Source organism: Shewanella sp. ISTPL2 (genome assembly GCF_013283205.1).
Taxonomy (GTDB): domain Bacteria; phylum Pseudomonadota; class Gammaproteobacteria; order Enterobacterales; family Shewanellaceae; genus Shewanella; species Shewanella oncorhynchi.
In genome coordinates, this window is record NZ_JAAPAV010000001.1 from 91,249 (window position 1) to 115,330 (window position 24,082).

Annotated in this window: 26 protein-coding genes and 1 other RNA gene; 18 read left to right on the forward strand and 9 right to left on the reverse strand. The window is 45.3% G+C overall.

Translation table 11 applies throughout. From position 1 onward, the window contains the following. Window positions 1–31: 31 nt before the first annotated feature. Complete coding sequence (locus HUB64_RS00425) at window positions 32–2,566, reverse strand: PBP1A family penicillin-binding protein (protein WP_173496128.1); 2,535 nt, start codon at window positions 2,564–2,566, stop codon at window positions 32–34. Between the two features lie 188 nt (window positions 2,567–2,754). Between HUB64_RS00425 and HUB64_RS00430 the strand changes: the two genes are divergently transcribed. The 9 genes from HUB64_RS00430 (at window position 2,755) to HUB64_RS00470 (ending at window position 11,775) form a co-directional block, all read left to right on the forward strand. Further along, on the forward strand, window positions 2,755–3,834 hold the full coding sequence (locus HUB64_RS00430) for a pilus assembly protein PilM (protein WP_173497866.1): 1,080 nt from the start codon (window positions 2,755–2,757) through the stop codon (window positions 3,832–3,834). Beyond that, window positions 3,822–4,406 (forward strand): PilN domain-containing protein, encoded by a 585-nt coding sequence (locus HUB64_RS00435; RefSeq protein WP_105250539.1) that lies wholly within the window; start codon window positions 3,822–3,824, stop codon window positions 4,404–4,406. Before HUB64_RS00430 ends, HUB64_RS00435 begins: the two co-directional genes overlap by 13 nt. Continuing rightward, window positions 4,403–5,026, forward strand: coding sequence for a type 4a pilus biogenesis protein PilO (locus HUB64_RS00440; RefSeq protein ID WP_173496129.1), 624 nt, complete (start codon window positions 4,403–4,405; stop codon window positions 5,024–5,026). Before HUB64_RS00435 ends, HUB64_RS00440 begins: the two co-directional genes overlap by 4 nt. Then, entirely contained in the window at window positions 5,026–5,541 is a 516-nt protein-coding gene (locus tag HUB64_RS00445; RefSeq protein WP_105250537.1) for a pilus assembly protein PilP, read from the forward strand. Before HUB64_RS00440 ends, HUB64_RS00445 begins: the two co-directional genes overlap by 1 nt. A 21-nt stretch (window positions 5,542–5,562) precedes the next feature. Further along, window positions 5,563–7,614, forward strand: coding sequence for a type IV pilus secretin PilQ (locus HUB64_RS00450; protein ID WP_113941458.1), 2,052 nt, complete (start codon window positions 5,563–5,565; stop codon window positions 7,612–7,614). A gap of 216 nt (window positions 7,615–7,830) precedes the next feature. Then, window positions 7,831–8,346, forward strand: a complete 516-nt coding sequence (gene aroK, locus HUB64_RS00455; RefSeq protein WP_006083542.1) for a shikimate kinase AroK — start codon at window positions 7,831–7,833, stop codon at window positions 8,344–8,346. A gap of 9 nt (window positions 8,347–8,355) precedes the next feature. Continuing rightward, on the forward strand, window positions 8,356–9,432 hold the full coding sequence (gene aroB, locus HUB64_RS00460) for a 3-dehydroquinate synthase (RefSeq protein WP_113941457.1): 1,077 nt from the start codon (window positions 8,356–8,358) through the stop codon (window positions 9,430–9,432). Between the two features lie 18 nt (window positions 9,433–9,450). After that, the gene (locus HUB64_RS00465) at window positions 9,451–10,887 is read left to right on the forward strand and encodes an AAA family ATPase (protein ID WP_173496130.1); all 1,437 of its coding nucleotides are present in this window, start codon (window positions 9,451–9,453) and stop codon (window positions 10,885–10,887) included. Between the two features lie 48 nt (window positions 10,888–10,935). Then, complete coding sequence (locus tag HUB64_RS00470) at window positions 10,936–11,775, forward strand: Dam family site-specific DNA-(adenine-N6)-methyltransferase (RefSeq protein WP_131525404.1); 840 nt, start codon at window positions 10,936–10,938, stop codon at window positions 11,773–11,775. An 18-nt stretch (window positions 11,776–11,793) separates the two neighbouring features. Here the strand turns inward: HUB64_RS00470 and HUB64_RS00475 are convergent, their stop codons facing one another. Further along, the gene (locus HUB64_RS00475) at window positions 11,794–11,979 is read right to left on the reverse strand and encodes a DUF2970 domain-containing protein (RefSeq protein WP_105250532.1); all 186 of its coding nucleotides are present in this window, start codon (window positions 11,977–11,979) and stop codon (window positions 11,794–11,796) included. Continuing rightward, the gene (locus HUB64_RS00480) at window positions 11,979–12,344 is read right to left on the reverse strand and encodes a hypothetical protein (protein WP_105250531.1); all 366 of its coding nucleotides are present in this window, start codon (window positions 12,342–12,344) and stop codon (window positions 11,979–11,981) included. Before HUB64_RS00480 ends, HUB64_RS00475 begins: the two co-directional genes overlap by 1 nt. A gap of 276 nt (window positions 12,345–12,620) precedes the next feature. Here HUB64_RS00480 and rpe point away from each other — a divergent pair, with 276 nt between their 5' ends. The 3 genes from rpe to trpS all read left to right on the forward strand — a co-directional run bounded on the left by rpe (window position 12,621) and on the right by trpS (window position 15,040). Then, complete coding sequence (rpe, locus tag HUB64_RS00485) at window positions 12,621–13,295, forward strand: ribulose-phosphate 3-epimerase (protein WP_012090481.1); 675 nt, start codon at window positions 12,621–12,623, stop codon at window positions 13,293–13,295. A 2-nt stretch (window positions 13,296–13,297) separates the two neighbouring features. Then, window positions 13,298–13,975, forward strand: a complete 678-nt coding sequence (locus HUB64_RS00490; RefSeq protein ID WP_173496131.1) for a phosphoglycolate phosphatase — start codon at window positions 13,298–13,300, stop codon at window positions 13,973–13,975. A gap of 66 nt (window positions 13,976–14,041) precedes the next feature. Next, window positions 14,042–15,040: a tryptophan--tRNA ligase gene (gene trpS, locus HUB64_RS00495; protein WP_173496132.1), complete on the forward strand. Its 999-nt coding sequence runs from the start codon at window positions 14,042–14,044 to the stop codon at window positions 15,038–15,040. 61 nt (window positions 15,041–15,101) lie between these two features. Here trpS and HUB64_RS00500 read toward each other — a convergent pair whose 3' ends face one another. Beyond that, window positions 15,102–15,974 (reverse strand): LysR substrate-binding domain-containing protein, encoded by an 873-nt coding sequence (locus HUB64_RS00500; RefSeq protein ID WP_173248100.1) that lies wholly within the window; start codon window positions 15,972–15,974, stop codon window positions 15,102–15,104. Window positions 15,975–16,094: 120 nt separating this feature from the next. Between HUB64_RS00500 and HUB64_RS00505 the strand changes: the two genes are divergently transcribed. Next, the gene (locus HUB64_RS00505) at window positions 16,095–16,979 is read left to right on the forward strand and encodes a DMT family transporter (RefSeq protein ID WP_131525400.1); all 885 of its coding nucleotides are present in this window, start codon (window positions 16,095–16,097) and stop codon (window positions 16,977–16,979) included. Between the two features lie 75 nt (window positions 16,980–17,054). On the opposite strand, the gene dolP is transcribed toward HUB64_RS00505, so the two are convergent. From dolP to HUB64_RS00525, 4 genes are all read right to left on the reverse strand, one after another. Continuing rightward, window positions 17,055–17,621, reverse strand: coding sequence for a division/outer membrane stress-associated lipid-binding lipoprotein (gene dolP, locus HUB64_RS00510; RefSeq protein WP_105250526.1), 567 nt, complete (start codon window positions 17,619–17,621; stop codon window positions 17,055–17,057). Further along, window positions 17,618–18,211 carry a phosphoheptose isomerase gene (locus tag HUB64_RS00515; protein WP_105250525.1) on the reverse strand — a complete coding sequence of 198 codons (594 nt, stop codon included), beginning with the start codon at window positions 18,209–18,211 and terminating at the stop codon, window positions 17,618–17,620. Before HUB64_RS00515 ends, dolP begins: the two co-directional genes overlap by 4 nt. A gap of 108 nt (window positions 18,212–18,319) precedes the next feature. Then, on the reverse strand, window positions 18,320–18,646 hold the full coding sequence (locus HUB64_RS00520; protein ID WP_105250524.1) for a YraN family protein: 327 nt from the start codon (window positions 18,644–18,646) through the stop codon (window positions 18,320–18,322). Then, window positions 18,643–20,538: a penicillin-binding protein activator gene (locus tag HUB64_RS00525; RefSeq protein ID WP_173496133.1), complete on the reverse strand. Its 1,896-nt coding sequence runs from the start codon at window positions 20,536–20,538 to the stop codon at window positions 18,643–18,645. The genes HUB64_RS00520 and HUB64_RS00525 overlap by 4 nt, the downstream gene beginning before the upstream one ends. Before the next feature lie 88 nt (window positions 20,539–20,626). Between HUB64_RS00525 and rsmI the strand changes: the two genes are divergently transcribed. The 5 genes from rsmI (at window position 20,627) to HUB64_RS00550 (ending at window position 23,361) form a co-directional block, all read left to right on the forward strand. Beyond that, a complete protein-coding gene (gene rsmI / locus HUB64_RS00530; RefSeq protein WP_113941448.1) occupies window positions 20,627–21,469 on the forward strand; it encodes a 16S rRNA (cytidine(1402)-2'-O)-methyltransferase in 843 nt (280 codons plus the stop codon). 65 nt (window positions 21,470–21,534) lie between these two features. Beyond that, window positions 21,535–21,886, forward strand: an RNA gene (gene rnpB / locus HUB64_RS00535) — RNase P RNA component class A. Window positions 21,887–22,258: 372 nt separating this feature from the next. Continuing rightward, complete coding sequence (locus HUB64_RS00540) at window positions 22,259–22,582, forward strand: DUF883 C-terminal domain-containing protein (RefSeq protein WP_011920188.1); 324 nt, start codon at window positions 22,259–22,261, stop codon at window positions 22,580–22,582. A 9-nt stretch (window positions 22,583–22,591) separates the two neighbouring features. Further along, complete coding sequence (locus tag HUB64_RS00545) at window positions 22,592–23,095, forward strand: hypothetical protein (RefSeq protein WP_173496134.1); 504 nt, start codon at window positions 22,592–22,594, stop codon at window positions 23,093–23,095. 11 nt (window positions 23,096–23,106) lie between these two features. After that, window positions 23,107–23,361 (forward strand): hypothetical protein, encoded by a 255-nt coding sequence (locus HUB64_RS00550; RefSeq protein WP_011791060.1) that lies wholly within the window; start codon window positions 23,107–23,109, stop codon window positions 23,359–23,361. Between the two features lie 38 nt (window positions 23,362–23,399). Here HUB64_RS00550 and HUB64_RS00555 read toward each other — a convergent pair whose 3' ends face one another. Then, window positions 23,400–24,011, reverse strand: a complete 612-nt coding sequence (locus tag HUB64_RS00555; protein ID WP_173496135.1) for a TetR/AcrR family transcriptional regulator — start codon at window positions 24,009–24,011, stop codon at window positions 23,400–23,402. Between the last annotated feature and the right edge of the window lie 71 nt (window positions 24,012–24,082).

Consider the following 24,082-nt stretch of genomic DNA (forward strand, 5'->3'; position numbering starts at 1 on the left):
CAATTAGTGGTAATGACTTTTTAGCATTTGTTTATTGGAATAAATCATCGGTTGGTGCATCGATGAATAAATTGTTTTCATCCTGAGTTTCGCTGATGTATTCCTTCGGCTCTGTACCTGAAATAAAGTACTCGAACGCACTGGTATAGTCGGTTTTACGGGTAAGTTTACCCGTCGCTAAATCGATGCGTACCGAAACTATGCCTTCTGGCGGAATCGAGGTTGTCTCAGGTGTGCCTTGTAAGACACTGTTCATAAACTCGTTCCAGCCCGGACCAGCTGTTTTCGCACCCGCTTCGGCGCCAGTTATCTGATCTTTTTCGCCGTTTGCATTCCATGCGGTTCTGCCCAGTTGGCGACCGTGATCGTCGAAACCGACCCAGAACGTACTGGTGATGACTGGGCTAAAACCACTGAACCAAGTGTCGCGCGATTCGTTGGTAGTACCCGTTTTACCTGCAATATCATGGCGCTTAATCAATTTTGCTGCGCGCCAAGCCGTACCTTGCCAACCCGTGCCTTTACTCCAATCGCCGCCACCCCAGATCACGCTCTTCAGTGCTTCGGTAATGAGGAATGCCGTTTGCTCTGAAATAATTTGCGGAGCGTAGCGACCGGTTTGATTGAAACACTGCGCAACAGGTGCACTAGGCTCAGCACCAGAGTCTCCACTTACGCTGAACGCTATAGAGTCGCTCGGTGTAACTGGTTGGCTAAGACTTTGGCTAGGCTTACAGGCCAATGTAGGGTTCGCTTTTTCGATAACATTGCCGTAAGCATCTTCTACGCGATCAATATAGAAAGGTTCGAGTAAGAAACCGCCATTAGCAAATACGTTAAATGCAGTAACTACTTGCAATGGCGTGACTGAAGACGAACCTAATGCAATCGATTCGTTGCGAGGTAAGTCGTTAGGATCAAAACCAAATTCAACGAGTTGAGCAATGGTTTCGTCGAGTCCGACATGGCGCATTGCACGCACAGACATAACGTTAATAGATTGCGCTAAACCCACACGTAAACGAGTTGGGCCACCATAGATATCGGGTGAGTTTTTAGGGCGCCATGCAGTGCCTTGGCTGATATCGGGTTTATTAATTGGCGCATTATCTATGAGGGTCGCTAAGGTAAAGCCTTTCTCTAATGCTGCGGCATAGATGAAAGGTTTAATATTCGAACCTAATTGACGCTTCGCTTGAGTCACTCGGTTGTATTGGCTTTGGCTAAAGCTATAACCACCAACTAAAGTGCGAATAGCACCATTTTTGGGGTCGAGTGATACTGTTGCGCTGGCGACTTCTGGTACTTGCGATAGTTGCAAATATTGGCCGTTATCACGGATCCAAATACGCTCGCCGACCTTGAGTATGTCAGAAGCTGATTTCGGTACACTACCTTGACGCTTATCAGTAATAAACTTACGTGCCCACTTTAATCCATCCCAAGTAATGACTTTGGTCTCGCCCTTGGCGGTCATTATGCTGGCTTGCTGATCTGCAATGCTGATGACTGCGGCGGGTTGCAATTCTTGTACTGAAGCAATCTTGGCTAGTTCAGTTTTGATTTGAGCAGGTTCAGGTTTTTCGTCCGTCCACAACACGGCAGCAGGACCACGGTAGCCATGGCGTTCATCATAGGCATAGACGTTATTACGCAGTGCCTGTTGAGCTTTAAGTTGTAGATCCGATGAGATAGTCGTATAGACGTTGTAGCCATTGGTATAGGCCTCTTCTTCACCGTACTTCTGTACCATGTAATCCCGAGCCATTTCAGAAATATAAGGGGCATAGAGATCAATTTCAGCGCCATGATATCTGGCCACCAATGGCTCTTGTAGTGCCGCTTGGTATTCGGTTTGGCTGATGTAGCCGACTTCATTCATCCGCATGAGGACGACATTACGGCGAGCCAATGCACGCGAAGGTGACGTGATTGGATTGAGTGTAGAGGGCGCCTTGGGTAGGCCTGCAATAACGGCCAGTTCAGATAAGCTGAGTTCCTGCACGTTTTTACCGAAATACACTTGCGCAGCAGCCCCAACACCGTAGGCCCGTTGGCCTAAGTAAATGCGGTTTACGTAGAGCTCTAAAATTTCATCTTTGGTGAGTAACTCTTCAATATGATAGGAGATAAAAATCTCCTTCACTTTACGAATAATAGTCTTATCGCGGGTTAAGAAGAAGTTACGTGCGACCTGCATGGTAATCGTACTCGCACCTTGCTTTTTCTCACCAGTGGTCAACATCACTAATGCGGCGCGAAGCACGCCAACAGGGTCTATACCACCATGTTCATAAAAGCGGGCATCTTCGGTTGCGATAAACGCCTGTAGCAGAGGTTTTGGCACTTCGTCTAACGTTAGTGGAATGCGACGTTTCTCACCGAATTGAGAAATAAGTTTGCCGTCACTACTGTAAATACGTAAAGGTGTTTGAAGTTGCACATTTTTTAGTGTTGAAACATCCGGTAAATCCGGCAAAACATAAAAGTATGCTGCCACAATGGCGCCTACGCCCAAAAGGGCTAGACTGAATAGTGCTATAACAATACGTTTTAACCACTTCACCAAAATTTATCCTAATGTTCTGTTAAGTGCGACAGTATATAAGGCGCACACGTCTTGGTGAAGTAAAAACGTGAGACTCACAAAATAGCATTTGTAAAATGATGAAACATTCGATACAAGTAAGTATAACAAGTTGATTTTGTGCTAATCTCTTTTACTGAAATATAAATAAAAAAGTGACAATGGATATGCTTTCAAATTTATGGAAGCGTCAGGCTCCGCAGATGGTGGGAATCGATATCGGTTCCCATGAAGTTAAGGCCATTTTGTTGAGTAAGACTGCTGACGGATACAATATATTGAGTCATGCCGCGGTACCCATTAAGAAGGGGGCCGTTAACGATCATGATATTCGTGATGCTGATGCCGTTGTTGAATGCCTTAAGCAAATAAAACGTAGCCTGCCTAAATCCGTTAAATATGCCGCTGTTTCTGTTTCGGGTTCTGCTGTGATGACGAAAGTGATCTACATGGATGCCTCCCTTAGTGAGGAAGAAATGGAGGCACAGATAGAAATTGAAGCCGATAACCTTATTCCGTATTCACTCGATGAAGTTAGCATAGATTTTGAAACGCTAAACGTAAACAGTACCGATCCTACTAAAGTTGATGTGCTGTTGAGCGCATGCCGCACTGATAATATTGATGTCAGAGTCGATGCGCTGGATAGCGTGGAACTTGAGGCTAAAGTGGTGGATGTTGAAGGTTACGCTTTAGGTCGAGCTGCCGAGTTAATTCTGGCTCAGCTTCCAGAAGGAGCGAAACATAAAGCCGTCGCTATGGTTGATATCGGCGCGAATATGACGACTTTCTCTGTGGTTGAATCGGGTGAGACGACTTTTATTCGTGAGCAAGCTTTCGGTGGTGAGCAATTTACTCAGTCAATATTATCCTTCTATGGCATGTCTTATGATCAAGCTGAGAAAGCAAAGATTGAAGGCGACTTACCACGAAATTATATGTTTGAAGTTTTGTCACCTTTTCAAACTCAGCTATTACAACAAATAAAACGTACGTTGCAGATTTATTGCACTTCCAGCGGTAAAGATAAAGTCGACTACCTCGTATTATGCGGTGGAACATCTAAATTAGAAGGTATGGCTAATTTACTGACGAATGAATTGGGTGTTCACACTATTATCGCCGATCCTTTTCAAGGGTGTTTGCATGCCGATGAGTCGGTTAAAAGTGCGCTGCAACCTACAATCAGCAAATATATGGTTGCTTGTGGCTTAGCATTGAGGAGTTACGGTCAATGGCGAACATAAACCTACTCCCTTGGCGAGAAGAGGCGAGAGAAAAACAAAAGCGCGACTATATTGGTATTTTAGCGGCAGTATTTTTAGCGTCGGCGATTTTAGTCTATGTCGCAGTATCTTTATTAGATGTTATGACCGATGAGCAAAAAGCACGTAACGCTTATTTGCAATCGGAAATCAGTCTGCTTGAAACACAAATTTCTGAGATCAAGAAAATTACAGAACGTAAGAAAGACATTGAGCGGCGTACAGAAATTATTCTTAATCTACAGCAATCCCGTAATTTGCCTACTCACGTGTTAGATGAGCTTGTTCGAATTGTACCTCCAGGAATATATCTGTCTAGTCTAGAGAAAAAAGGCAGTTTGTTGCTGATTGAAGGGCGTAGTGAATCGAACAATAACGTCGCCAACATGATGCGAAAAGTGAAAACATCCGAATGGTTAACCGATCCTAATATGCAATCGATCGTGACCCAAAATGAAGAGTTACGGCAACTACAGCGTTTTAGTTTGAGAGTCACTATTAAAGGCGCGAGTGTAGATGAGCCTGAGAAAATGACAAAAGGAGCGAGTAAATGAAACTCGATCTAAGTCAATTTAATGATATCGACTTTGAAAATATTGGTGGTTGGCCAAATCAAGTTAAAACTTTTTTCGCGATCCTTTTAGCACTCTGTGTTTTTGCTGCGGGATATTTTTTGGTCGTCTCCGATTCAGTAGATATTTATACCGCAGAGCAAGATAAAGAAGTGCAGCTCAGAGATGATTTCAAGAATAAGTATCAACTTGCGGCAAATTTAAAACTCTACCGAGAGCAGCTAGCGACGATGGAAGTACAGTTTGCAGAGTTACTGAAGATGCTGCCATCTGAAAATGAAATGCCAGGTTTGCTAGACGATTTAACTTTTGTGGCAACGGATGCAGGACTCAAAATTAATAGTTTGAATTGGGAGGCCGAAATCCAGCGGGATTTCTATATTGAGTTTCCAATTAAAATGTCTGTGACGGGAGATTACCATCAGCTAGGTAGTATGGTGAGTGGTGTCGCTAAGCTGCCGCGTATCGTTAGCCTCCATGATTTTACCATTAAGCGAGATGAAGCCGGCAACTTAGCAATGGATATCTTAGCCAAGACATATCGCTTTAAAGAAGGGGCTGAATTACCGCCTGAAAAACCTGCTAATAAGGGGAAGAAATAATGAAATTCTTACCTTTGTTAGCCTTGAGTCTTTTTTTAATGGGTTGTGTTGGCGATCGTAGTGATTTAGAGCTATTTGTTACTACAACCAAAGCGCAACACGTTGCTCATATCCCGCCCTTGAAAGAGCCGCCAAGATTTGAGCACTTTGCCTATCAAGCCGAGTTAATGCGTAGCCCTTTTGTACCACCTTCACGTGAGTTAACGGAAGAAGTTGTTGATACCAGCAAAGATTGTTTACAACCGGACTTAAAGCGTCGAAAAGGACGATTAGAAACTTATCCTTTAGATAATTTAAAAATGCGTGGCACCTTAAGTGAAGCCGATACAACTTGGGCGTTAGTTGAAACAAATGACGGCAGTGTTTATCGGATGGGCGTTGGTGAGTATTTAGGTCTGTTTAATGGACGCATTTCTAAAGTTACTTCACAAAATGTCGAAGTAGTAGAATTAATTCCAGATGGTTCAGGTTGTTGGTCCGAAAGGACGAGCAATTTAGAACTTTCTGGAGAATAACGAGCGAAGGATGAGGGAATAATGAAATCTTCTGCCGCGATAAAAGTCCCGTTAATTTCTTCAGGCTTAATCAAGTCTGTTATTGGGATCGCATTGGTATTTGGAATTTTGCCATCGAGTTATGCTGCAAACCGATTAATGGATGTTAAGTACCATGCCTTGGTTGACCATCAGTTAGAGCTAGAGTTGGTATTTGAAGAAGCGGTCACTCCGCCAGTTATTGACTCTAATGCCTCGCCTGCAGAGCTCGTATTAACCTTTGATAATAGTATTTCTGGTTTATCTAAGGATCGCTTACCCATTAATCAAGTCGGTGTAACTGACATGATGACTGAGCAGCAAGATACTCGTCTTAAAGTCACCTTAGGTATGTCCAAAGTGAAACCTTACCAAGGTTCAGTCATGGGCAACTCATATCGACTCACTATTAATGATGAGGTTGCAGGCGCTCAGACTCAGGCAGAAAATCCCTTCGTTAACAGCATTAAAAATATCGATTTTCGTCGTAATGAAAATGGTGGCGGTGAGTTATTAGTCTATTTGAATAACCGCTCGGTTGCCGTTAACGTTGAGCAAGTGGGCGCTAAACTCGAAGTTAAGTTATATAACACTGATATTAATAGTGATCTGCTTTATGTTATGGATGTGAAAGATTTTTCAACACCAGTAAAAAGCTTCGAGACATTTAAAGAAGATCTAACAACGCGCATTTTAGTTGATATTGCTGGGGAATATGAGTTCAGTTATAAGCAAGAGGATAATCTCTTTAGACTCTCGATGAATAAAGTTGAGAGAGTTGCCGCCAAGAAAGATGTTAAAAAATACAATGGCCGTACTTTGTCGCTTAACTTTCAAAATATCCCTGTACGTACTGTTTTGCAGATCATTGCTGACTATAACAATTTTAACTTAGTCACGAGTGATACTGTTGAAGGCAACATCACCTTGAGATTGGATGATGTGCCCTGGGACCAAGCATTAGATTTGATTCTACAAACCAAAGGCCTAGATAAACGTATCGAAGGCAACATCTTAATGGTGGCACCGAGCGAAGAGTTGGCTATTCGTGAAAGCCAAAATCTCAAAAATAGGCAAGAAGTTAAAGAGCTAGCACCTTTGTATTCTGAGTACTTGCAAATTAACTATGCCAAAGCGATCGATATTGCTGAGCTCCTTAAAAGTGCAGATTCTAGTTTACTCTCGCCACGCGGCTCAGTCGCGGTCGATGAACGTACCAACACAGTACTCGTGAAAGATACGGCAGAAACGATTGAGAACATCCATCGTTTAGTCGAAGTACTCGATATCCCTATTCGTCAAGTACTGATCGAGTCACGTATGGTAACGGTCAAAGATGATGTCTCTGAAGACTTAGGCATACGTTGGGGCGTAACGGATCAGCAGGGCAGTAAGGGAACCTCAGGTACATTAGAAGGTGCTCAGAGTATTGCCAACGGCATCATTCCAACTCCTGACCAACGTTTGAACGTTAATTTGCCTGCGGCAGTGACCAATCCAACAAGTATCGCATTCCACGTTGCTAAGTTGGCAGATGGTACTATTCTTGATTTGGAATTGAGTGCGTTAGAGCAAGAAAATAAAGGTGAAATTATCGCCAGCCCTCGTATTACCACCTCTAACCAAAAGGCGGCTTATATTGAGCAGGGTGTGGAGATCCCTTATGTGCAGTCGACTTCAAGCGGTGCAACCTCGGTCACTTTTAAGAAAGCCGTGTTGTCCTTGCGAGTTACACCACAAATTACACCTGATAACCGCGTTATTTTAGATTTGGAAATCACCCAAGACTCTCAGGGCAAGACGGTTGACACACCAACGGGCCCCGCTGTCGCCATCGATACCCAGCGTATTGGCACTCAAGTGCTAGTTGATAACGGTGAAACCATAGTCCTTGGTGGTATTTATCAGCAAAACTTGATCAGCCGTGTGAGTAAAGTCCCTATTCTCGGTGACATTCCCTTAGTCGGTTTCCTGTTTAGGAACACAACAGACAAAAATGAGCGCCAAGAGCTACTTATTTTCGTAACCCCCAAAATAGTCGGTGAGAAGATCTAAGCACTTGCTATGTATCGACTAAAGCCAGCAGTGATTGCTGGCTTTATTATTACTGGAATACAATTCTTTGCATAAATAGCGCACATGGCTTGCCATAGTAGACCCTAAGCTGAGATAATCCTCGGTCAAGTCTCATAAGAGCAAGGTAACATATAGGTCGGCTTGATGTTGAGTCGATATAGGCATACTTTTCAATAAGATTCAGACGTACAAGAAATGGCTGAAAAACGTAATATTTTTCTGGTAGGCCCTATGGGCGCAGGTAAAAGCACAATTGGTCGCCATCTGGCGCAAATGCTGCATTTAGAATTCCACGATTCGGATCAAGAGATTGAACAACGCACAGGCGCTGATATTGCTTGGGTGTTTGACGTCGAAGGTGAAGAAGGCTTCCGTCGTCGTGAAGCTCAGGTTATTGCTGATTTGTCTGAGAAACAAGGTATCGTCCTTGCCACCGGTGGTGGTTCAGTACAAAGCAAAGATATCCGTAATCATCTGTCTGCTCGTGGCATTGTGGTTTACCTGGAAACCACTATCGACAAACAGGTCGCTCGTACTCAAAGAGACAAGCGACGCCCATTATTGCAAGTGGATGATCCTCGAGAAGTGTTGGAGAATCTTGCAGAGATCCGTAATCCATTGTACGAAGAAATTGCCGATGTGATTGTCAAAACCGATGATCAAAGCGCAAAGATCGTCGCAAATCAGATCATTGAGCAATTAGGTTTTTAGGCAGAATTTATGAAGCAAATTCAGGTTGATTTAGGTGTACGTAGTTATCCCATTTACATTGGCCAGAATTTGATGAGTGATGGCGAGACTTTGTCTCGCTACCTGCTTAAAAAACGTATTCTTATCGTCACCAATGAAACTGTCGCGCCTTTGTATCTTAAACAGATACAAGAGACGATGGCTTCGTTTGGTGAGGTAGAGAGTGTTATCCTTCCCGATGGCGAACAATTCAAAGACTTAGCACATCTAGATACTATTTTTACTGCACTGCTGCAGCAAAACTATGGTCGAGATTCTGTGCTGGTGGCTTTGGGTGGCGGCGTGATTGGTGATATGACGGGCTTTGCCGCGGCATGTTATCAACGTGGGATCGATTTTATTCAAATTCCGACAACTTTATTGTCGCAGGTGGATTCTTCCGTCGGCGGTAAAACGGCTGTTAACCATCCTCTTGGTAAAAACATGATTGGGGCCTTTTATCAGCCACAAATCGTGCTTATCGATACTTTATGTTTACATACGCTTCCAGCGCGCGAGTTTGCGGCGGGAATGGCGGAAGTCATCAAGTATGGCATCATGTGGGATGCTGATTTTTTTCAATGGCTTGAAGATAATGTAACGGCGCTAAAAACTTTAGATGCCGAAGCATTAGTTTATGCTATCTCTCGTTGCTGTGAGATTAAAGCTGATGTGGTTAGCCAAGATGAAACTGAGCAGGGCGTGCGTGCTTTGTTGAATCTGGGTCATACCTTTGGTCACGCGATTGAAGCCGAAATGGGCTACGGTAATTGGCTGCATGGTGAAGCCGTGTCAGCTGGCACAGTCCTTGCTGCTAAAACAGCTAAGGCACTGGGGCTTATCGATGAGTCAATCGTTTGTCGTATCATACAGTTACTACAAGCTTTTGATCTTCCAGTGAGTGCGCCGGAATCTATGGATTTCGACAGTTTCATTCAACATATGCGACGCGATAAAAAAGTTTTAGGCGGTCAGATTCGACTGGTGCTCCCAACGGCAATAGGCCGCGCGGATGTGTTTAGTCAAGTCACAGAATCTACCCTTGAACAGGTTATTCGCTGCGCATAAAAACTGTGTGGTGGGCGAGTGACGTTTCAGGGTTCTGTCTTGCTTCCTTCTCAGGAAGCCCTCATACAAAGAATGCATCATGTTGCCAGTTATAGCGATCAGCTGCTGGTGCTTTCTGGTGTCAGCGGTTCAGGAAAAACGACCTTAGTTACCGGATTAGCGACCGATTTTGACGAGTCAAATGCGGCATTTGTGATTTGTCCTATGCATGCCGATAACGCTGAGATACGCCGCAAAATTCTAGTCCAGCTAATTTCATCCCCTATTTTTGACGACGACATTCCCCTCGCCGATACTCTGTTGCGGCTTGCGAGCACGCAAACTAAACCCTTACATATCATTATCGATGATGCGCATTTATTGCCTAAGGCATTATGGGCTGAGTGCATTATTCTCAATCAGATCCAGTGTGCGGGTAAGAATATTGCCGTCACGCTCACGGTTCCACCGGCATTCTTAGCGGACCTATTGCCACAATTACCCGAGCAATTGCGGCGGCAAATATTACCTATCAGTATTGAGCCGTTAACCATGCCAGAGCGTGAAGCTTTGTATCAAACATTGCTGAGATACAGCGATCAAAACCCTTTTACGCCAAGGGAAATCGTACGCAGTCAGCTTGAGAAGCAAACGGGTACGCCGCAAGAAGTGGTCAATCTGTTAGATAAAGCCTTGCATAGCCCGCAAGAGAAAACATCTTCTTGGGTGAAATATAAAGCTGTGGTGGTGACAGCTGTGAGCATGTTGTTAGCGCTAGGTATTTGGCTTGGTGTTACTCAACCATTTTCTGAAGAGCAAGCCATAGAGACTGCGACTTTTCCTGCGATAGATTCCCCCGCTTTCTTGTCCTATGGGCAAAAAATCTTAGCACCCTATTTTGCTCTGCGCGCTGAACAATTAAAGTTTGCCACTGTAACTGTGAAAGTTAACGAACTAGATACATCCAAAGCCAAAACAGAACCGGCTGTCGATCCATTAAGTGAATTTCATGGTGAGGCACCACATCCAGAGCCTGATGATGGAGCCTTAGTGAGTGTTGGTGAAGTGAGTAGCAAGTCTTTTGGTGATGATGAGCCAACTGTGGATGCAGAGCCTCAAGCTAAAACGGTAGATGTTCAGTCTCCAGCGCCAGAGGCTGCAAAGGTTGATAAAACAGTTTTGGAACCGCAAAAGCCACTCAAAGGTTATACCGTACAAATAGCGAGTGTTGCTCAGTTAGATACCCTGCGTTCGACATTAAAGAGTCTTGAGAATGTCGAGGGTGTTCGAGTCGCAAAGTATAAACAGCGGTGGGTTGTTCTCGTTGGGCACTACAGCAGTAGCAAATTGGCTTCGAATGCGGCGGCTCAATTGGTTAAGGAGTATCGTTTTGAGCAACCTTGGGTCAGAAAATGGGCCGATTTGAAAGATTATCAAGTAGAAGAAAGTCTCTCAAATCGTGAAATTTCAGAATAAACAGAGTACAATCATGGCCTTTATTTTTGTCGGCATTCATCAAGTTAAATGATAAAAAAACACAGAGCCTTCCTTAAGTGGGCTGGCGGTAAATTTAAATTGGTGGATGATTTAGCCAGTTATTTACCCGCAGGAGACCGTTTGGTCGAGCCGTTTGTGGGTGCAGGATCCGTTTTCTTGAATACGGATTATCCTAGCTACCTGCTCTGTGACATTAATCAGGACTTGATCGAGTTATATCAGATAGTGAAGCATCAACCAGAAGCATACATTGCCGCCGCTAAAGCATTGTTTGTCGATGAGATGAATCAAAAGGAAGCTTACTATCAGGTGCGGACCGACTTTAATAAATGTCGCGACCCTTTCCAGCGTTCTGTGTATTTTCTTTATTTAAATCGCCATGGTTTTAATGGCTTATGCCGTTATAACCGTAAGGGTGGCTTCAATGTGCCCTTTGGTTCCTATAAAAAACCTTATTTCCCCGAAAAGGAAATCTGGGCCTTTTCTGAAAAAGCGCAACGTGCTGAGTTTAAATGCATTGGTTACGAAAAAGCTTTTGAGCAGACACGCAGTGGCGATGTTATCTATTGCGATCCACCTTACGCACCGTTATCTACTACATCCAGTTTCACGACATATGTTGGTGCCGGTTTTAGTTTAGACGATCAAGCACTGCTGGCTCGTCATTCGCGCCATACCGCGTTAGAGCGTGGTATTCCGGTATTGATTAGTAATCACGATATTCCATTAACTCGCGAGTTATATCGCGGCGCGCATTTAGCGAAAATTCAAGTGCAACGCAACATTAGCCAAAATGGCAGTGGTCGTAATAAAGTGGATGAGTTGATGGCACTATATGATGAAAACTACGATCCAAAAGACGACTAGTTTCAACATAAATAACGTTTAGCTAAGCACTTGTCCTACGAGAAACATCAGACTTGCCACTAGGATGACAGCTAACACAATGCCCATCACTATGTAGGGCAATGGGGAACTGGTTTGAAAATCTTTTTTACGATTTTCGCTAGTTTGTACCCCGAAAAAGGCGGCAACGGTACTGTGAAATACTTGCCAAATGCGGCTAAGCATTAATAGGCGAGATGCGACGTAGTGGGCTTGAGATCATCCATAGGTTTATCTTGATGACCATGTAATAGTTCAAGTAGATCGACAAAGTGGAACTGACTTGAACGGTTTTTACCTGTAAGCCACGTTTTCCAGCTTAAGGTTTGTGCTTGATCGGCGCAGCGATTATTAGGGTGGCTACTGGGCAGTGCATTGTTGTAACGAGTGTCATTGCTACAAGCGCAAGATGCAGTTTCGGTATTTTCCGTAAGTTTTTCAACGCCAAAAGCTAGCGTGGCCACTACAACTGCAGTAAATGCCAACATCATAGATGACTTGAATGTCACCGACCTAACATAGTGTGAAAACTGACTAAACCGCTCCATCATAACGCTTCCTTTGGAATGAACCAGCACTGCGCCTCGAGTATAACAAACTCGCTTAGTTTATGAACAAAAAATTATCAATTCCAGCCAAAATGCTCGGAAATATTAGCTTATTTTACCGAATCTAAGCTCCAATTTACTGCGATAGCTGCAGAGTGTGCTGCTTTGCTGACATAGGCATAGCGGATCAATTGCCAGAAATGTGGCTTTAGCTATAGAGGCTTAGCTTGGCTCAGGGTAAAATAAGGCACTTTTTATCCAAATAGCAGCGAGTGTTTTATGCGTCCATTCTTGATTGCTCCATCAATTTTATCTGCCGATTTTGCCCGTTTGGGTGACGATGTAAAAGCTGTGTTAGATGCGGGAACCGACGTAGTACATTTTGATGTGATGGATAATCACTATGTTCCTAACTTAACGATTGGCCCTATGGTGTGCCAAGCACTGCGTAACTATGGGATTACCGCTGATATTGATGTGCATTTGATGGTCAAGCCGGTTGACCGTATTGTGCCTGATTTTGCTAAAGCGGGCGCGTCTATTATTACTTTCCACCCAGAAGCCTCTGAGCACGTCGATCGCACTCTTCAGCTCATCAAAGAGTGCGGTTGTAAGGCGGGTCTCGTGTTTAATCCTGCGACACCACTGCATTATCTTGACCATGTGATGGATAAACTCGATGTGATCCTATTGATGTCAGTGAACCCTGGTTTTGGCGGGCAATCTTTTATCCCATCGACCTTAGATAAGCTGCGCCAAGTGCGTGCGCGTATTGATGCCAGTGGTTTTGATATTCGTTTAGAAGTCGATGGCGGCGTTAAGGTCGACAATATCGCAGAAATCGCGGCCGCCGGTGCGGACATGTTTGTTGCGGGCTCGGCTATTTTCGGCAAGCCCGATTATAAGGCCGTTGTTGATGAGATGCGTGCCGAACTTGCTAAAGTTGGGGCATAGCCATGTGGGATAAGATTAAAGCGATTGCGTTTGATCTAGATGGCACGCTGATTGACAGTGTGCCGGACCTAACCGTTGCTACGCAGGAAGCCTTGACTGAGTTAGGTTTGAAGAGCTGCTCTGAGGCGCAAGTTCGTACTTGGGTCGGTAACGGTGCAGAGATGTTGATGCGCCGTGCTATGAGTCATGCTTTGGGTACGGATGTTGAGCAAACAACCCTTGATGCGGCTATGCCGATTTTTATGCATCATTATCAAGAAAATCTTGAAAAGCACAGTGCGCTGTATAGTGACGTACATCAAGTGCTGCAAACTTTGTTTGATGCAGGCTTTAAGTTAGCGGTTGTCACTAATAAACCCTATCGTTTTACCATGCCATTACTCAATGCCTTTGGGATTAACGACTTTTTCAGCTTAGTGTTAGGTGGTGATACTTTAGCGAAGATGAAGCCCGACCCTTTGCCGCTGCAGCACTTATTGCATGAGTGGCAATTGGAGAAAACTGAGTTATTGATGGTCGGCGATTCTAAAAACGACATTTTAGCGGCGAAAGCGGCTGGGATAGCGTCAATCGGCTTGACCTACGGCTACAACTACGGTGAAGATATTGGGCTCAGTGGCCCAGATGCCGTATGTGGGCAATTTAGTGAGATTCTGAACTGGGTAAAACCTACCAAGTAATGGGGGGGTACCTGTTCTTTAGTCGATTTTTTAGTCTTTTTATATAGATAGTGGAGCAATGACGTAATGACCAAACCCATAGTACTCAGCGGTGCACAGCCGTCCGGCGAATTAACCATAGGTAACTACATGGGTGCATTGCGTCAATGGGTTGCGATGCAAGATAGCCACGACTGCCTGTATTGTGTTGTTGATTTGCATGCCATTACCGTGCGCCAAAATCCTAAAGCGTTGCGCGAAGCGTGTTTAGATACCTTAGCCTTGTATTTGGCCTGTGGCGTCGATCCTAAAAAGAGTACAGTGTTTATCCAGTCACAGGTGCCACAACATACGCAATTGGGTTGGGCATTAAACTGCTATACCCAAATGGGTGAGTTGAGCCGCATGACTCAGTTTAAAGATAAATCACAAAAGCACGCCAACAACATCAACGTGGGTTTATTTGGCTACCCAGTGTTGATGGCGGCGGATATTCTGATTTATCAAGCGAACGAAATCCCCGTTGGCCAAGATCAGAAGCAACACCTTGAGTTAACGCGTGATATCGCTACTCGCTTTAACAATGCCTATGGTGATACTTTCACCATTCCTGAGCCGTTTATTCCTGAACTTGGCGCTAAAGTCATGTCGCTGCAGGAGCCGCTAAAGAAGATGTCTAAGTCAGACGATAACCGTAATAACGTTATCGGCCTGCTAGAAGATCCGAAATCAGTGCTGAAGAAGCTGAAAAAAGCCATGACAGACAGTGATGAGCCGCCAGTCGTGCGTTTTGATGTGGATAATAAACCGGGTGTTTCTAACCTGCTGAGTCTCATGTCGGGTGTGACAGGGCAAAGCATTGCGAGCCTAGAAGCCGAGTTTGAAGGCAAGATGTATGGTCATTTGAAAGGTGCAGCAGGTGAAGCGGTTGTGAGCATGTTAGAGCCACTGCAAGAGCGTTACCGCGCGATTCGTAGCGATCGCGCTTACTTAGACCAAGTGATGAAAGCTGGTGCACAGAGTGCGCAGGCGCGCGCCGAAGTGACCCTGAAGAAAGTGTATGAGAAGATTGGTTTGTTAGTGTAATCAATCGATCGATAAATTAAGCCGACGTTCGCGTCGGCTTTTTTGTGCCTGTAAATTCATCCTAAGCCTGTGATTTTAGCCAAGATGAGAAAGCGGCAATCGCAGGTTCTGATAAACGGCGTTGCTTACAAAAGAAGGTAAATTCAAATCCGGTATGTACATCGGGCAGATTCAAGGTGACTAAACGCCCCGTTGTGATATCGCCAGCCACCATAAAGTCCGGCGCTAGGGCTAAGCCTTGGCCAGCAATCGCCGCTTCAATCGCCATCACAATATGACTAAACACATGCTGTTGTTCGTTATCGAGTGGTATTTGGTGCGCCGATGACCACTTGTGCCAGTCGAGCCCTAATGGTCCTTCATCAACCACCAGCAGAGCTTGTTGCTGGAAATTACTCAGGCTTATATCGCGCCATTTAAGGTAAAAACTGGGGCTGCATACAGGAATTAAACGCTCTTTGTGCAGTAACTGTTGCCAATAACCACGTTGATTTAGCTTACCGGCGATGAAGATATCCGCAGTGCTGGTGCTTAGATCAGGATCTTGGGTGATCATCTCGAGGCGGATTTTCACGCTCGGATATTGGCGGCGAAAATCGGCGAGTCTTGGGATCAACCATTTTACTGAAAATGAGCTGTAAACGGCTAGGCAGAGCTGTTGATTTGGCGTATCGCGTACTTTCAAGTTGAGGTCGCTTAACTCGTTGAATATCCGCTCTAACTCTAAAAATAGTCCGTGCCCCTTAGGCGTTAACTGCAGTTTACGCCCCTGACGGTCGAACAGTAGCTCGCCAAAATACTCTTCTAATACTCGCACTTGGTGCGACACTGCACTTTGGGTGATGCACAGTTCATCGGCGGCCTTAGAAAAATGCTGCTGTCTGGCGGCAGCTTCAAACACTTGTAGAGCGCGTAATGGCGGGAGCTTTCTCATGATTTTCAATATCTAAAGGCTTTAGTATGAATTTAATTCATCTAGCATGAGAAAGCATCATTTCAGCTTAAGTTTTGCGAGGATTATCATGCCGCCATTGAGATTTATGGATGTTAAAAAATGCAACGCCCAGTAGTTATTGGTTTGATTTTATTGATAGTAGGTAACCTATTCAGTGCCTTCTATGATGTATCGATCAAGTGGTTACCGGACGATGCGAGTGCCTCGACTTTCCTCCTTGTCAGGCAAATCTCTTCAGTATTTATGTTGTTGCCAGTGTGGCTGTATTCGCAGCGTCCGATGACGACACATATCTCAGTTCACCTTTGGCGTGCCAACATAGGCTCAGTTGGCGCGCTTTTTTTAATTATTGGCTTAATGGCATTGCCGCTCGCGACAGTTAGCTCATTGTTTTACTCCGCACCGCTAATGATTATTTTGATGGGGTATTTCTTCTTGAGCGAGAGGATCACCGCTGCTCAGACAATCTGTACTGGCTTAGGTTTTGTCGGCATCTTGATTATCCTGCGGCCGAGCGAAATGAACTGGTACGGCATTGCTGTACTGTTTTCTGCTTTTACTTTTGCAGTGAATCAGTTAGCACTTAAAAAAGTACCCCATGCTGAGCATCCCGTGCTAACGCTAATGCTATATAACTTGCTGGGTATTCCGGCAACGTTAGTGATTGCAGCGTTTCAGGGGATTGAGGGTTTGAGTTGGGAGCTGGTGGGCGTGGCCTTGCTGAGCAACGCATTTTTATTGGTTTATCACTGGTTTTGTGTGCTGGCTTACCGCAAGGCACAGGCGAGTGATATCGCGATTGCGGAATACACAGGCTTGTTGTTTATTGTCTTTTTAGGCTGGTTGTTGTTCGATGAATGGTTGGATAACTTAAGTTGGCTCGGTGCCGCCTTAATCGTATTGCCTTCGTTGTTTTTACCTTGGCTAGGATCGCTCCTATCAAAATCGGCACCTAAGATAGCGGATACACTCACGGGAAAATAACAGCAAGGGTTAAAGCCTAAGTGGGCGAGTTAGCTCACCACTTAGGCTCAAGTTTTAAATAGGTAAACTGCAAAATTACTTAGCATACTCAAATACTTTCACCACTTTACGCACGCCAGCAGTATTACGGGCGATATCAACAGCTAAGTCTGCTTGTGAGCGATGAATAACTCCCAGCAGGAAGACTTCACCATTTTCAGTGATGACTTTAATGCGAGTCACATCCAAATCTTTTTCGTTCAGCATGCGGCCCTTCACTTTGGTTGTAACCCAAGTGTCATTGCTGCGGGTGGTGAAAGAGGTTGGATTGCCAATGCGGATTTGATTATGTATTTTGCCGCCGAGCTTAAGATCTTGTACGACCTTGATGGCTTTATCCCTTAACGTAGAGTTAGGGGCTTGGCCTATCATAAGTACATTGCCATTGACGGATACACCTGTGATATTCGTTTGTTTTTTAAGATCTTCTTGCTCTAGCAGTGCGCTGGTGATCTTAAAATCAGTATTGGTATCATCAAGCTGAGTCTTAACAGTACGTTCGTCGTTGGCCATCATAGCGCCACTGACTGCGCCCACCATAACGGCACCGGCGCAGCCTTGAAGCAGCAAGCAAACCATTAACAGCGGGGCAGCGTGTCTCATTGCTGCTCGTCCTGTGGGAAGAGGGTGCGGTCAATATTGTCACACAGGCAATGGATCACCAGTAAGTGCACTTCTTGGATACGTGCAGTGACATTTGAAGGTACGCGGATTTCCACATCGTTCACGCTCAGTAGGCCAGCCATAGCGCCGCCATCTTTACCTGTTAGCGCTACGATAGTCATGTCGCGGCTTAATGCGGCTTCAATGGCTTTAATCACGTTACCTGAGTTACCACTGGTCGAGATAGCTAGCAGAATGTCGCCCGGTTGACCTAAGGCAAAAATCTGTTTTGAGAAAATCTCATCATAGCTATAGTCGTTGGCGATCGCTGTGATGGTTGAAGTATCGGTAGACAGAGCTATGGCCGGTAAGGGTGGACGTTCAATCTCGTAGCGGTTTAGCAATTCTGCTGAGAAATGTTGCGCATCGCCAGCACTGCCGCCGTTACCGCAAGCAAGGATTTTATTGCCACCCAAAAGACAGTGCACCATCATCTCGGCCGCTTTGGCGATTGATTCTGGCAGTGCTTCGGCTGCATCGATTTTTGTCTGGATAGATTCAGTAAAGCTGTCTTTAATGCGTTCTAACATGGATAAATCCTTTCAGGATAAAGTGTTGCTATCATGCCATATTTCCACAAGCGTGTTGAGGCACAGACGTTAAAATAATTTGTGTAGTCACTCTTTCACTATTGGCGCTTAAAAGGCATCGACCAGCCAATGAATTTGATCGGCTTCCATGGCGATGACATCGAAACGACAGGGCACATCGAGTCTATTGAGTTGTAAATAGTGGCTAGCCGCTTTGCGAATTCGCGAAATCTGCGCGCTGCTTAGGGCCTGTAATGCGCCGCCATATTGATTTGCCGAACGATACTTCACTTCGACAAATACCCAATGGTTTTTATGGCGCATGATTAAATCAATTTCCCCAAACGGATAGCGGACATTACGTTCGACAAAAGTTAAGCCTTGTTGTTCAAGGTAACGTTGGGCGTGCGATTCTGCCTGCTGTCCGAGTGTCATAACTGGCGGAAGCTACCTCTTTCATAACGTCCCCAGCTTAATTGGCGGTTGACTATGCCATCTGGACTGACAGATAAAGCACCACTGCGACCATTGAATTGATAGCCTGTGAATGAGCGCATTTGCGCTAAACGGCCGATCAAATCCATTGCATCATAACCCATAACAAACAAACGTTTCTGACTGTTATTCCAGCCCGAAAATAGTGTGTTGACCATCAGATTTTCTTCGCCGTTTTGCATTAGCCAAGGTGCGTCGCTTAGGGTCAGGTTATTTAAATCCTGCGCCGTTTGTGTGCTTTCATTTTCAACTCGGCTGCGGCTTGAGGTATATAAAGGCACAGGTTGTGTGAAAACGCTAAAGTTGACGTCGATAAAGGCCTTGAGCAGGGTTAGATCCTGTGGGGTTGAAATCATATAAATGGCATCAATATCTTGGCGCGAGCGGAAGTCGGCTTGTACTGAATTGCCTAACAGCTCTTTAATACGGGCGATCCGCTCTTGGCTATCGCGCACGCCAAGGGCATCTTGTACTGTGGTGCGCATTTTATCACCGCCATCGAAGTAGTGAACTTCGACAGGGTTATCGCTCTTCTTTTTCCATGCTTGAATAAAGCTTTCGGCCATGCGTTTGCCAAGGGCATCGTTACTGGCGAGCAGTAACGGCATAGTTACGCCATCTTGATATAAATGCTCCGCCGCATCGGCCGCCTCTTGTGCGGGAGATAATGCAAAGTAGAACTTATTCGGATCGGGGGTGAACTTATCTACTTGATTTAAATATAGTTGTGGCACAGGCGTAGCAGGTGCTGTATTGGCCGTTTTGTCTGGGTTGGTAGTATTAGTCACCGTATTAGTGGTGGCTGTGTTTGCCGCATTGATCACTTGCAGTTGTTCAATTTCAGTAGGCAATAATGGGCCAATAATAAATTCGGCTCCCGCAGTTAGCGCCTGTTGGTAAGCGCTGGCAGCATCGTTTGCCGTGTCATAAAAGTTGACTGCGACTTGGTCATTTTGCTTGGCCATGTAACTGGCTAATATGCCTTGGCGAATTGCATTGGCAGCGTTAGCTCTTGGGCCCGTCAGCGGCAACAGCACAGCAATGTTTTTTGGCGTAAATGGCTTAGCGTTTAAGGCTCTGTCAAGATCGGCGGGTAGCTTAGCCGCTGCAGGATGATAAGGATTTTGTTTCTGCCATTCGCCTAAGTAGCGTACTAACTGTGTCGGATCGACAGCATAATGCTTCGCGATATAAGCCAATTGCAACCAACCCGTAAACACAGGAGTCTTAGCATCTTGGGTAAAGGCTTTTAAGGTTTGTTCGTGCATTGGCTGCAGCACTTGCCAAATCGCGTTATTCACCTCGTTGGCTTGGGCGGGGGGCAAGTAAGTCGTCAGTAAACTCAGTTCACGCACTTGCTCAATAGGCTGTTTATTCAATTGATATAAATGCGCCTTGAATTGGTGATAAGCCGTCATCTGCCAGCTTGGCAAACTCCAATTGCTTGGATAATTGAGAACTTTAAGTGCATCACTATAGGTGGACGTATGTTCAAGCACGCGCGCGGTCAAGTATTTATGTTCGGCCAGAAATGTTGGGCTCTGATTCAAGCTTGGCTGTATCGATTTTAGTAGCTTCTGCGCTGCTGCGTAGTCGTTGGCATTGATGTAGGCATGGGCTGCGAGCAGCAGATTAGTATCGCGCTGCTGCGGATCTTTGCTATTGGCGGCTTGTGCCAAATACACATTGGCCGACAAAGGTGCGGATGCTAAAGAGGTGGCCACTGTGGGTGCAGTTCCGGTCGAGGTGGGCGTTGAAGTGCCACAACCCGCCAAGATTACCGATAAAATGGCCACGGAAACGAACTTAGTTGTATTCAGGCTTTTTAACACTGGGCTTCACTCTGGTAAGATGCAGCCTCTAGTTTAACCTTCTCTCGCGCTTGACGAAAGTCTTGGCACTGTCATTACAGAGGTATATATGGACCAAAGCGTCGCACTCTACATAGTTCCTACTCCCATAGGTAATTTGGGCGATATGAGCTCACGGGCAATAGAGGTGCTGAATCAGGTTTCATTGATCGCCTGTGAAGATACTCGCCACAGCGGTAAGTTATTGAGCCACTTTGGTATTACTACAAAAACTACGGCGCTGCATGATCATAACGAGCGTGCTCGTGCCCAGTGGATTGTCGATCAGCTTGCAGCTGGGTTGTCAATTGCATTAATTTCAGATGCGGGTACCCCGCTGATTTCCGATCCGGGTTATCACTTGGTCTCTCATGTGCGCCAATCTGGGTTTAATGTGATCCCTTTGCCCGGCCCTTGCGCGGCAATTACTGCCCTGAGCGCCTCGGGTTTGCCATCGGACCGTTTTTCTTTCGAAGGTTTTCTGCCCTCTAAAGAAAAAGCCCGCGCTGATAAGTTATTGGCATTGAAAGAAGATCCGCGCACGCTGATATTTTATGAATCACCCCACCGCATCGAGCACAGTCTAACGACTATGGTTGAAGTGCTTGGTGGCGAACGCCATGTCGTCATGGCGCGTGAAGTAACCAAAACCTTCGAAACTTTTTTATCTGGTCCTGTCTCAGAGGTGCTTGCCACCGTAAGTACTGACCTGAATCAGCAGAAGGGGGAAATCGTGCTTATGGTGCATGGCTACCATTTGAGTGATGACGAAGCAATTCCCACCGTCGCCATTAATACGCTCAAACTCTTATGTGAGGAATTGCCATTGAAGAAAGCCGCAGCAATTGCCGCGCAAATTCATGGACTTAAAAAGAACGCTCTGTACAAATACGGCCTAGAGTCTGATTTATAAGCGCTAAAACGGTTACGAGCGGATTATCTGTGGTGCATCAGGGTGGCTTAGGCTATAATCCGCGCCGAGTTGGCCAGACAGTCGCCGCGTTCGCAAGAACGGGGAGGAAAGTCCGGGCTCCAAAGAGCGGGGTGCCAGGTAACGCCTGGGCGGTGCGAACCGACGACAAGTGCAACAGAGAGTAGACCGCCTGCCTGATTTATCAGGTCGGTAAGGGTGAAAGGGTGCGGTAAGAGCGCACCGTGCGGCTAGCAATAGTTCGTAGCAAGGTAAACTCCACCCGGAGCAAGACCAAATAGGGTTCCGTATGGCGTGGCTCGCGTTGGAACCGGGTAGGTCGCTTGAGCCTGTGAGCGATTGCAGGCCTAGATGAATGACTGTCCAAGACAGGACCCGGCTTATCGGCCAACTCACCTCATTCAACAAAAAGCCCGTTTGTCGTAATGACAAACGGGCTTTTTGTTTTTTAATTTATACGGTAATGATCAATTTTATTTGATTAACTCATTAAAAAATCAGAGTTAGCTCGTTCTCCTGTACATCCCGTCTATCGCTTATTTAGCTTTCAGTTTAGCCGCCATTACAGCCATTTCCAGTCTTTCTTCGTCGCAGGTAAAAATTACTCAATGCAGGTAACATCTACCGTTAACTGGGAGGGTTAATAGAAATGGTAGAGTTATAACCTTTTGTTTTTATGAAATTATATTGTTTGGTATAGCCATTGCATTGGTTTGTACGCAAAGTGCAGCATCTTGTTGCATTGCACAGTGTTCACCAAGGAGGCTTTCTATGGCCAGTTCAAAAAGCGTAGCAGAACAAACTAACAGTAAAGATAGCAGTGCTTTAAATTCACCCACAACAGCGAAAGCAACTGAAGTGACGCACCATGCCGTTGACGCAGTGGCAGAGAAAGCCGCTGTTGCAGAAGACACTTTGCGTAAAACGGCAGCTAGCTCACAGGAAACTCTGGCGCTCAAGCAGGAGGAAATCAAATTACAACTGCAAAGTTCTTATAGCAAAACCCGTGAGTTGGCAGCGCAAAATCCATTGGCTACTGCTGGGATTGCGTTTGCCGCCGGGGTGGTATTAACGGCCTTGCTGCGCCGTCGCTAAGGTGGATTTATGCAAAACCGTGCAAGGTCAGAGGCGCCAGAACAAAGGCCCGTCCAGCATAGTGCGCAAACCGCTAAAACTGGGCAGACAGCATCCGCTGCTGCCCAGCATAACGTTATTGATCAGGCAATTGAGCAACTGGCTGAAATAGCTATTCTTAGCAGTTCAGTGAAGCAAGCCTATCTCGAGCAGTTGCAGTTGGCCGGGAAAATAGCAACGGCAGAATGGCGGTTAACAGGGCGTAGCCTGATTATCGCTGCGGCTTTAGTCGTCTGTTTTGGTACTGGCATTACGTTATTCTGGGGCAGTATTTTATTGCTGTTGGGCTATATGCTGTTTCAATTGAGTGGTTCGTTATTAGCCACTGTGAGCGCTTTGGTGGTACTACAGTTTGTTTTATTGCTTTGGTGTTGGCGTAGTCTTGGCTATGTGTTGTCACAAACGGGCTTTTCGAAGACTTGGCAGCAATTACAGCTTTTGTTCTCGACTCGAGAGTCGGGACATCAAAAATAGGGGGCGCGAGTATGCTAATTCAACAGTTACTTAAAAAACAGCAGTTGCAGCTGACAGTGCTGACGGAACAAGGCCAGTTGCAGCATGATTTGTTACTGATGAGGAAACGACAATTAGCGCAAAGCAGTCGTGATTTTATAGGGTCGACACCAGGTTTAATCGTCAGTTTTAGCCTTGGCTGTCTGTTTCAGCTGCGCCACAACAGTACTGTAAAACTACTGCGTAGCACCTTTGGCCTGCGTTGGATTACCAAGCTAATTGTTTGATCATTATTTAAACGCCGTAACTTTTACCATGATTACTTTCATTGGTTTAGATATGCGTTTCTTTTCGTTAACGCCGCTAAAATGATACCCCGCGTAAGCAGATGTAAGTACTTGGCTTGTTGTGTAGGACAGGGATGAGGGCTGGCAATAAGTTGTTGAATTTGGCTTAAATAAAGAGCGGCTATGCTGTGGGCCAACGTGTGGCTTGGGATAATAAATTCGTCAGTGTTGAAGGTGTTGATCAATTTATTTTCGATATGTTGCACAAGTTTAGTTTGTAATTGTTTAGTTGCTGCATCGAGGTCGCTACCTAGTCTAAATGACATGGAACGGCGAAACATGCTGTTTCGGCTAAAAGTAATAAGCAGTTTTTCCAATGAGGGGGGTGTATTAGTTGAAAGCCAGTCTTCGGTTGACTGTAGATCTTCAAAGATATTTTCAAAAATATTTTGATGGAGTGCAATAAGAATATCCAGCTTACGCTTGAAGTAGCGATAAAACGTCGTACGTCCGACATCGGCTTTGTAGGCAATATCTGCCACTGCAATATCACGATAATCTTGCTGTTTCAGCATTTCCTTAAAAGCGTGGAGAACCTTGAGCACAGCCCGCGGGCTTTTCGCTATGTGCATGCAGTGCTTTGTGTGCATATTGGATCCCACTTTAAATTCAACTCAGTTTAGGCGTGTGATTATACCTTAGCCTCAATGGCTCTTGTGTT

Bases quoted from the DNA above. Each gene is read 5' to 3' on its own strand.
- aroB (WP_113941457.1), top strand. From the start codon at position 8,356: ATGAAGCAAATTCAGGTTGATTTAGGTGTACGTAGTTATCCCATTTAC.
- HUB64_RS00540 (WP_011920188.1), top strand. From the start codon at position 22,259: ATGGCCAGTTCAAAAAGCGTAGCAGAACAAACTAACAGTAAAGATAGC.
- HUB64_RS00470 (WP_131525404.1), top strand. From the start codon at position 10,936: ATGATAAAAAAACACAGAGCCTTCCTTAAGTGGGCTGGCGGTAAATTT.
- dolP (WP_105250526.1), bottom strand. From the start codon at position 17,621: ATGAGACACGCTGCCCCGCTGTTAATGGTTTGCTTGCTGCTTCAAGGC.
- HUB64_RS00500 (WP_173248100.1), bottom strand. From the start codon at position 15,974: ATGAGAAAGCTCCCGCCATTACGCGCTCTACAAGTGTTTGAAGCTGCC.
- HUB64_RS00505 (WP_131525400.1), top strand. From the start codon at position 16,095: ATGCAACGCCCAGTAGTTATTGGTTTGATTTTATTGATAGTAGGTAAC.
- HUB64_RS00445 (WP_105250537.1), top strand. From the start codon at position 5,026: ATGAAATTCTTACCTTTGTTAGCCTTGAGTCTTTTTTTAATGGGTTGT.
- HUB64_RS00550 (WP_011791060.1), top strand. From the start codon at position 23,107: ATGCTAATTCAACAGTTACTTAAAAAACAGCAGTTGCAGCTGACAGTG.
- HUB64_RS00430 (WP_173497866.1), top strand. From the start codon at position 2,755: ATGCTTTCAAATTTATGGAAGCGTCAGGCTCCGCAGATGGTGGGAATC.
- HUB64_RS00450 (WP_113941458.1), top strand. From the start codon at position 5,563: ATGAAATCTTCTGCCGCGATAAAAGTCCCGTTAATTTCTTCAGGCTTA.
- rsmI (WP_113941448.1), top strand. From the start codon at position 20,627: ATGGACCAAAGCGTCGCACTCTACATAGTTCCTACTCCCATAGGTAAT.
- aroK (WP_006083542.1), top strand. From the start codon at position 7,831: ATGGCTGAAAAACGTAATATTTTTCTGGTAGGCCCTATGGGCGCAGGT.
- HUB64_RS00440 (WP_173496129.1), top strand. From the start codon at position 4,403: ATGAAACTCGATCTAAGTCAATTTAATGATATCGACTTTGAAAATATT.
- HUB64_RS00435 (WP_105250539.1), top strand. From the start codon at position 3,822: ATGGCGAACATAAACCTACTCCCTTGGCGAGAAGAGGCGAGAGAAAAA.
- HUB64_RS00545 (WP_173496134.1), top strand. From the start codon at position 22,592: ATGCAAAACCGTGCAAGGTCAGAGGCGCCAGAACAAAGGCCCGTCCAG.
- HUB64_RS00520 (WP_105250524.1), bottom strand. From the start codon at position 18,646: ATGACACTCGGACAGCAGGCAGAATCGCACGCCCAACGTTACCTTGAA.
- HUB64_RS00555 (WP_173496135.1), bottom strand. From the start codon at position 24,011: ATGCACACAAAGCACTGCATGCACATAGCGAAAAGCCCGCGGGCTGTG.
- HUB64_RS00515 (WP_105250525.1), bottom strand. From the start codon at position 18,211: ATGTTAGAACGCATTAAAGACAGCTTTACTGAATCTATCCAGACAAAA.
- HUB64_RS00490 (WP_173496131.1), top strand. From the start codon at position 13,298: ATGTGGGATAAGATTAAAGCGATTGCGTTTGATCTAGATGGCACGCTG.
- rpe (WP_012090481.1), top strand. From the start codon at position 12,621: ATGCGTCCATTCTTGATTGCTCCATCAATTTTATCTGCCGATTTTGCC.
- HUB64_RS00475 (WP_105250532.1), bottom strand. From the start codon at position 11,979: ATGCTTAGCCGCATTTGGCAAGTATTTCACAGTACCGTTGCCGCCTTT.
- HUB64_RS00480 (WP_105250531.1), bottom strand. From the start codon at position 12,344: ATGATGGAGCGGTTTAGTCAGTTTTCACACTATGTTAGGTCGGTGACA.
- trpS (WP_173496132.1), top strand. From the start codon at position 14,042: ATGACCAAACCCATAGTACTCAGCGGTGCACAGCCGTCCGGCGAATTA.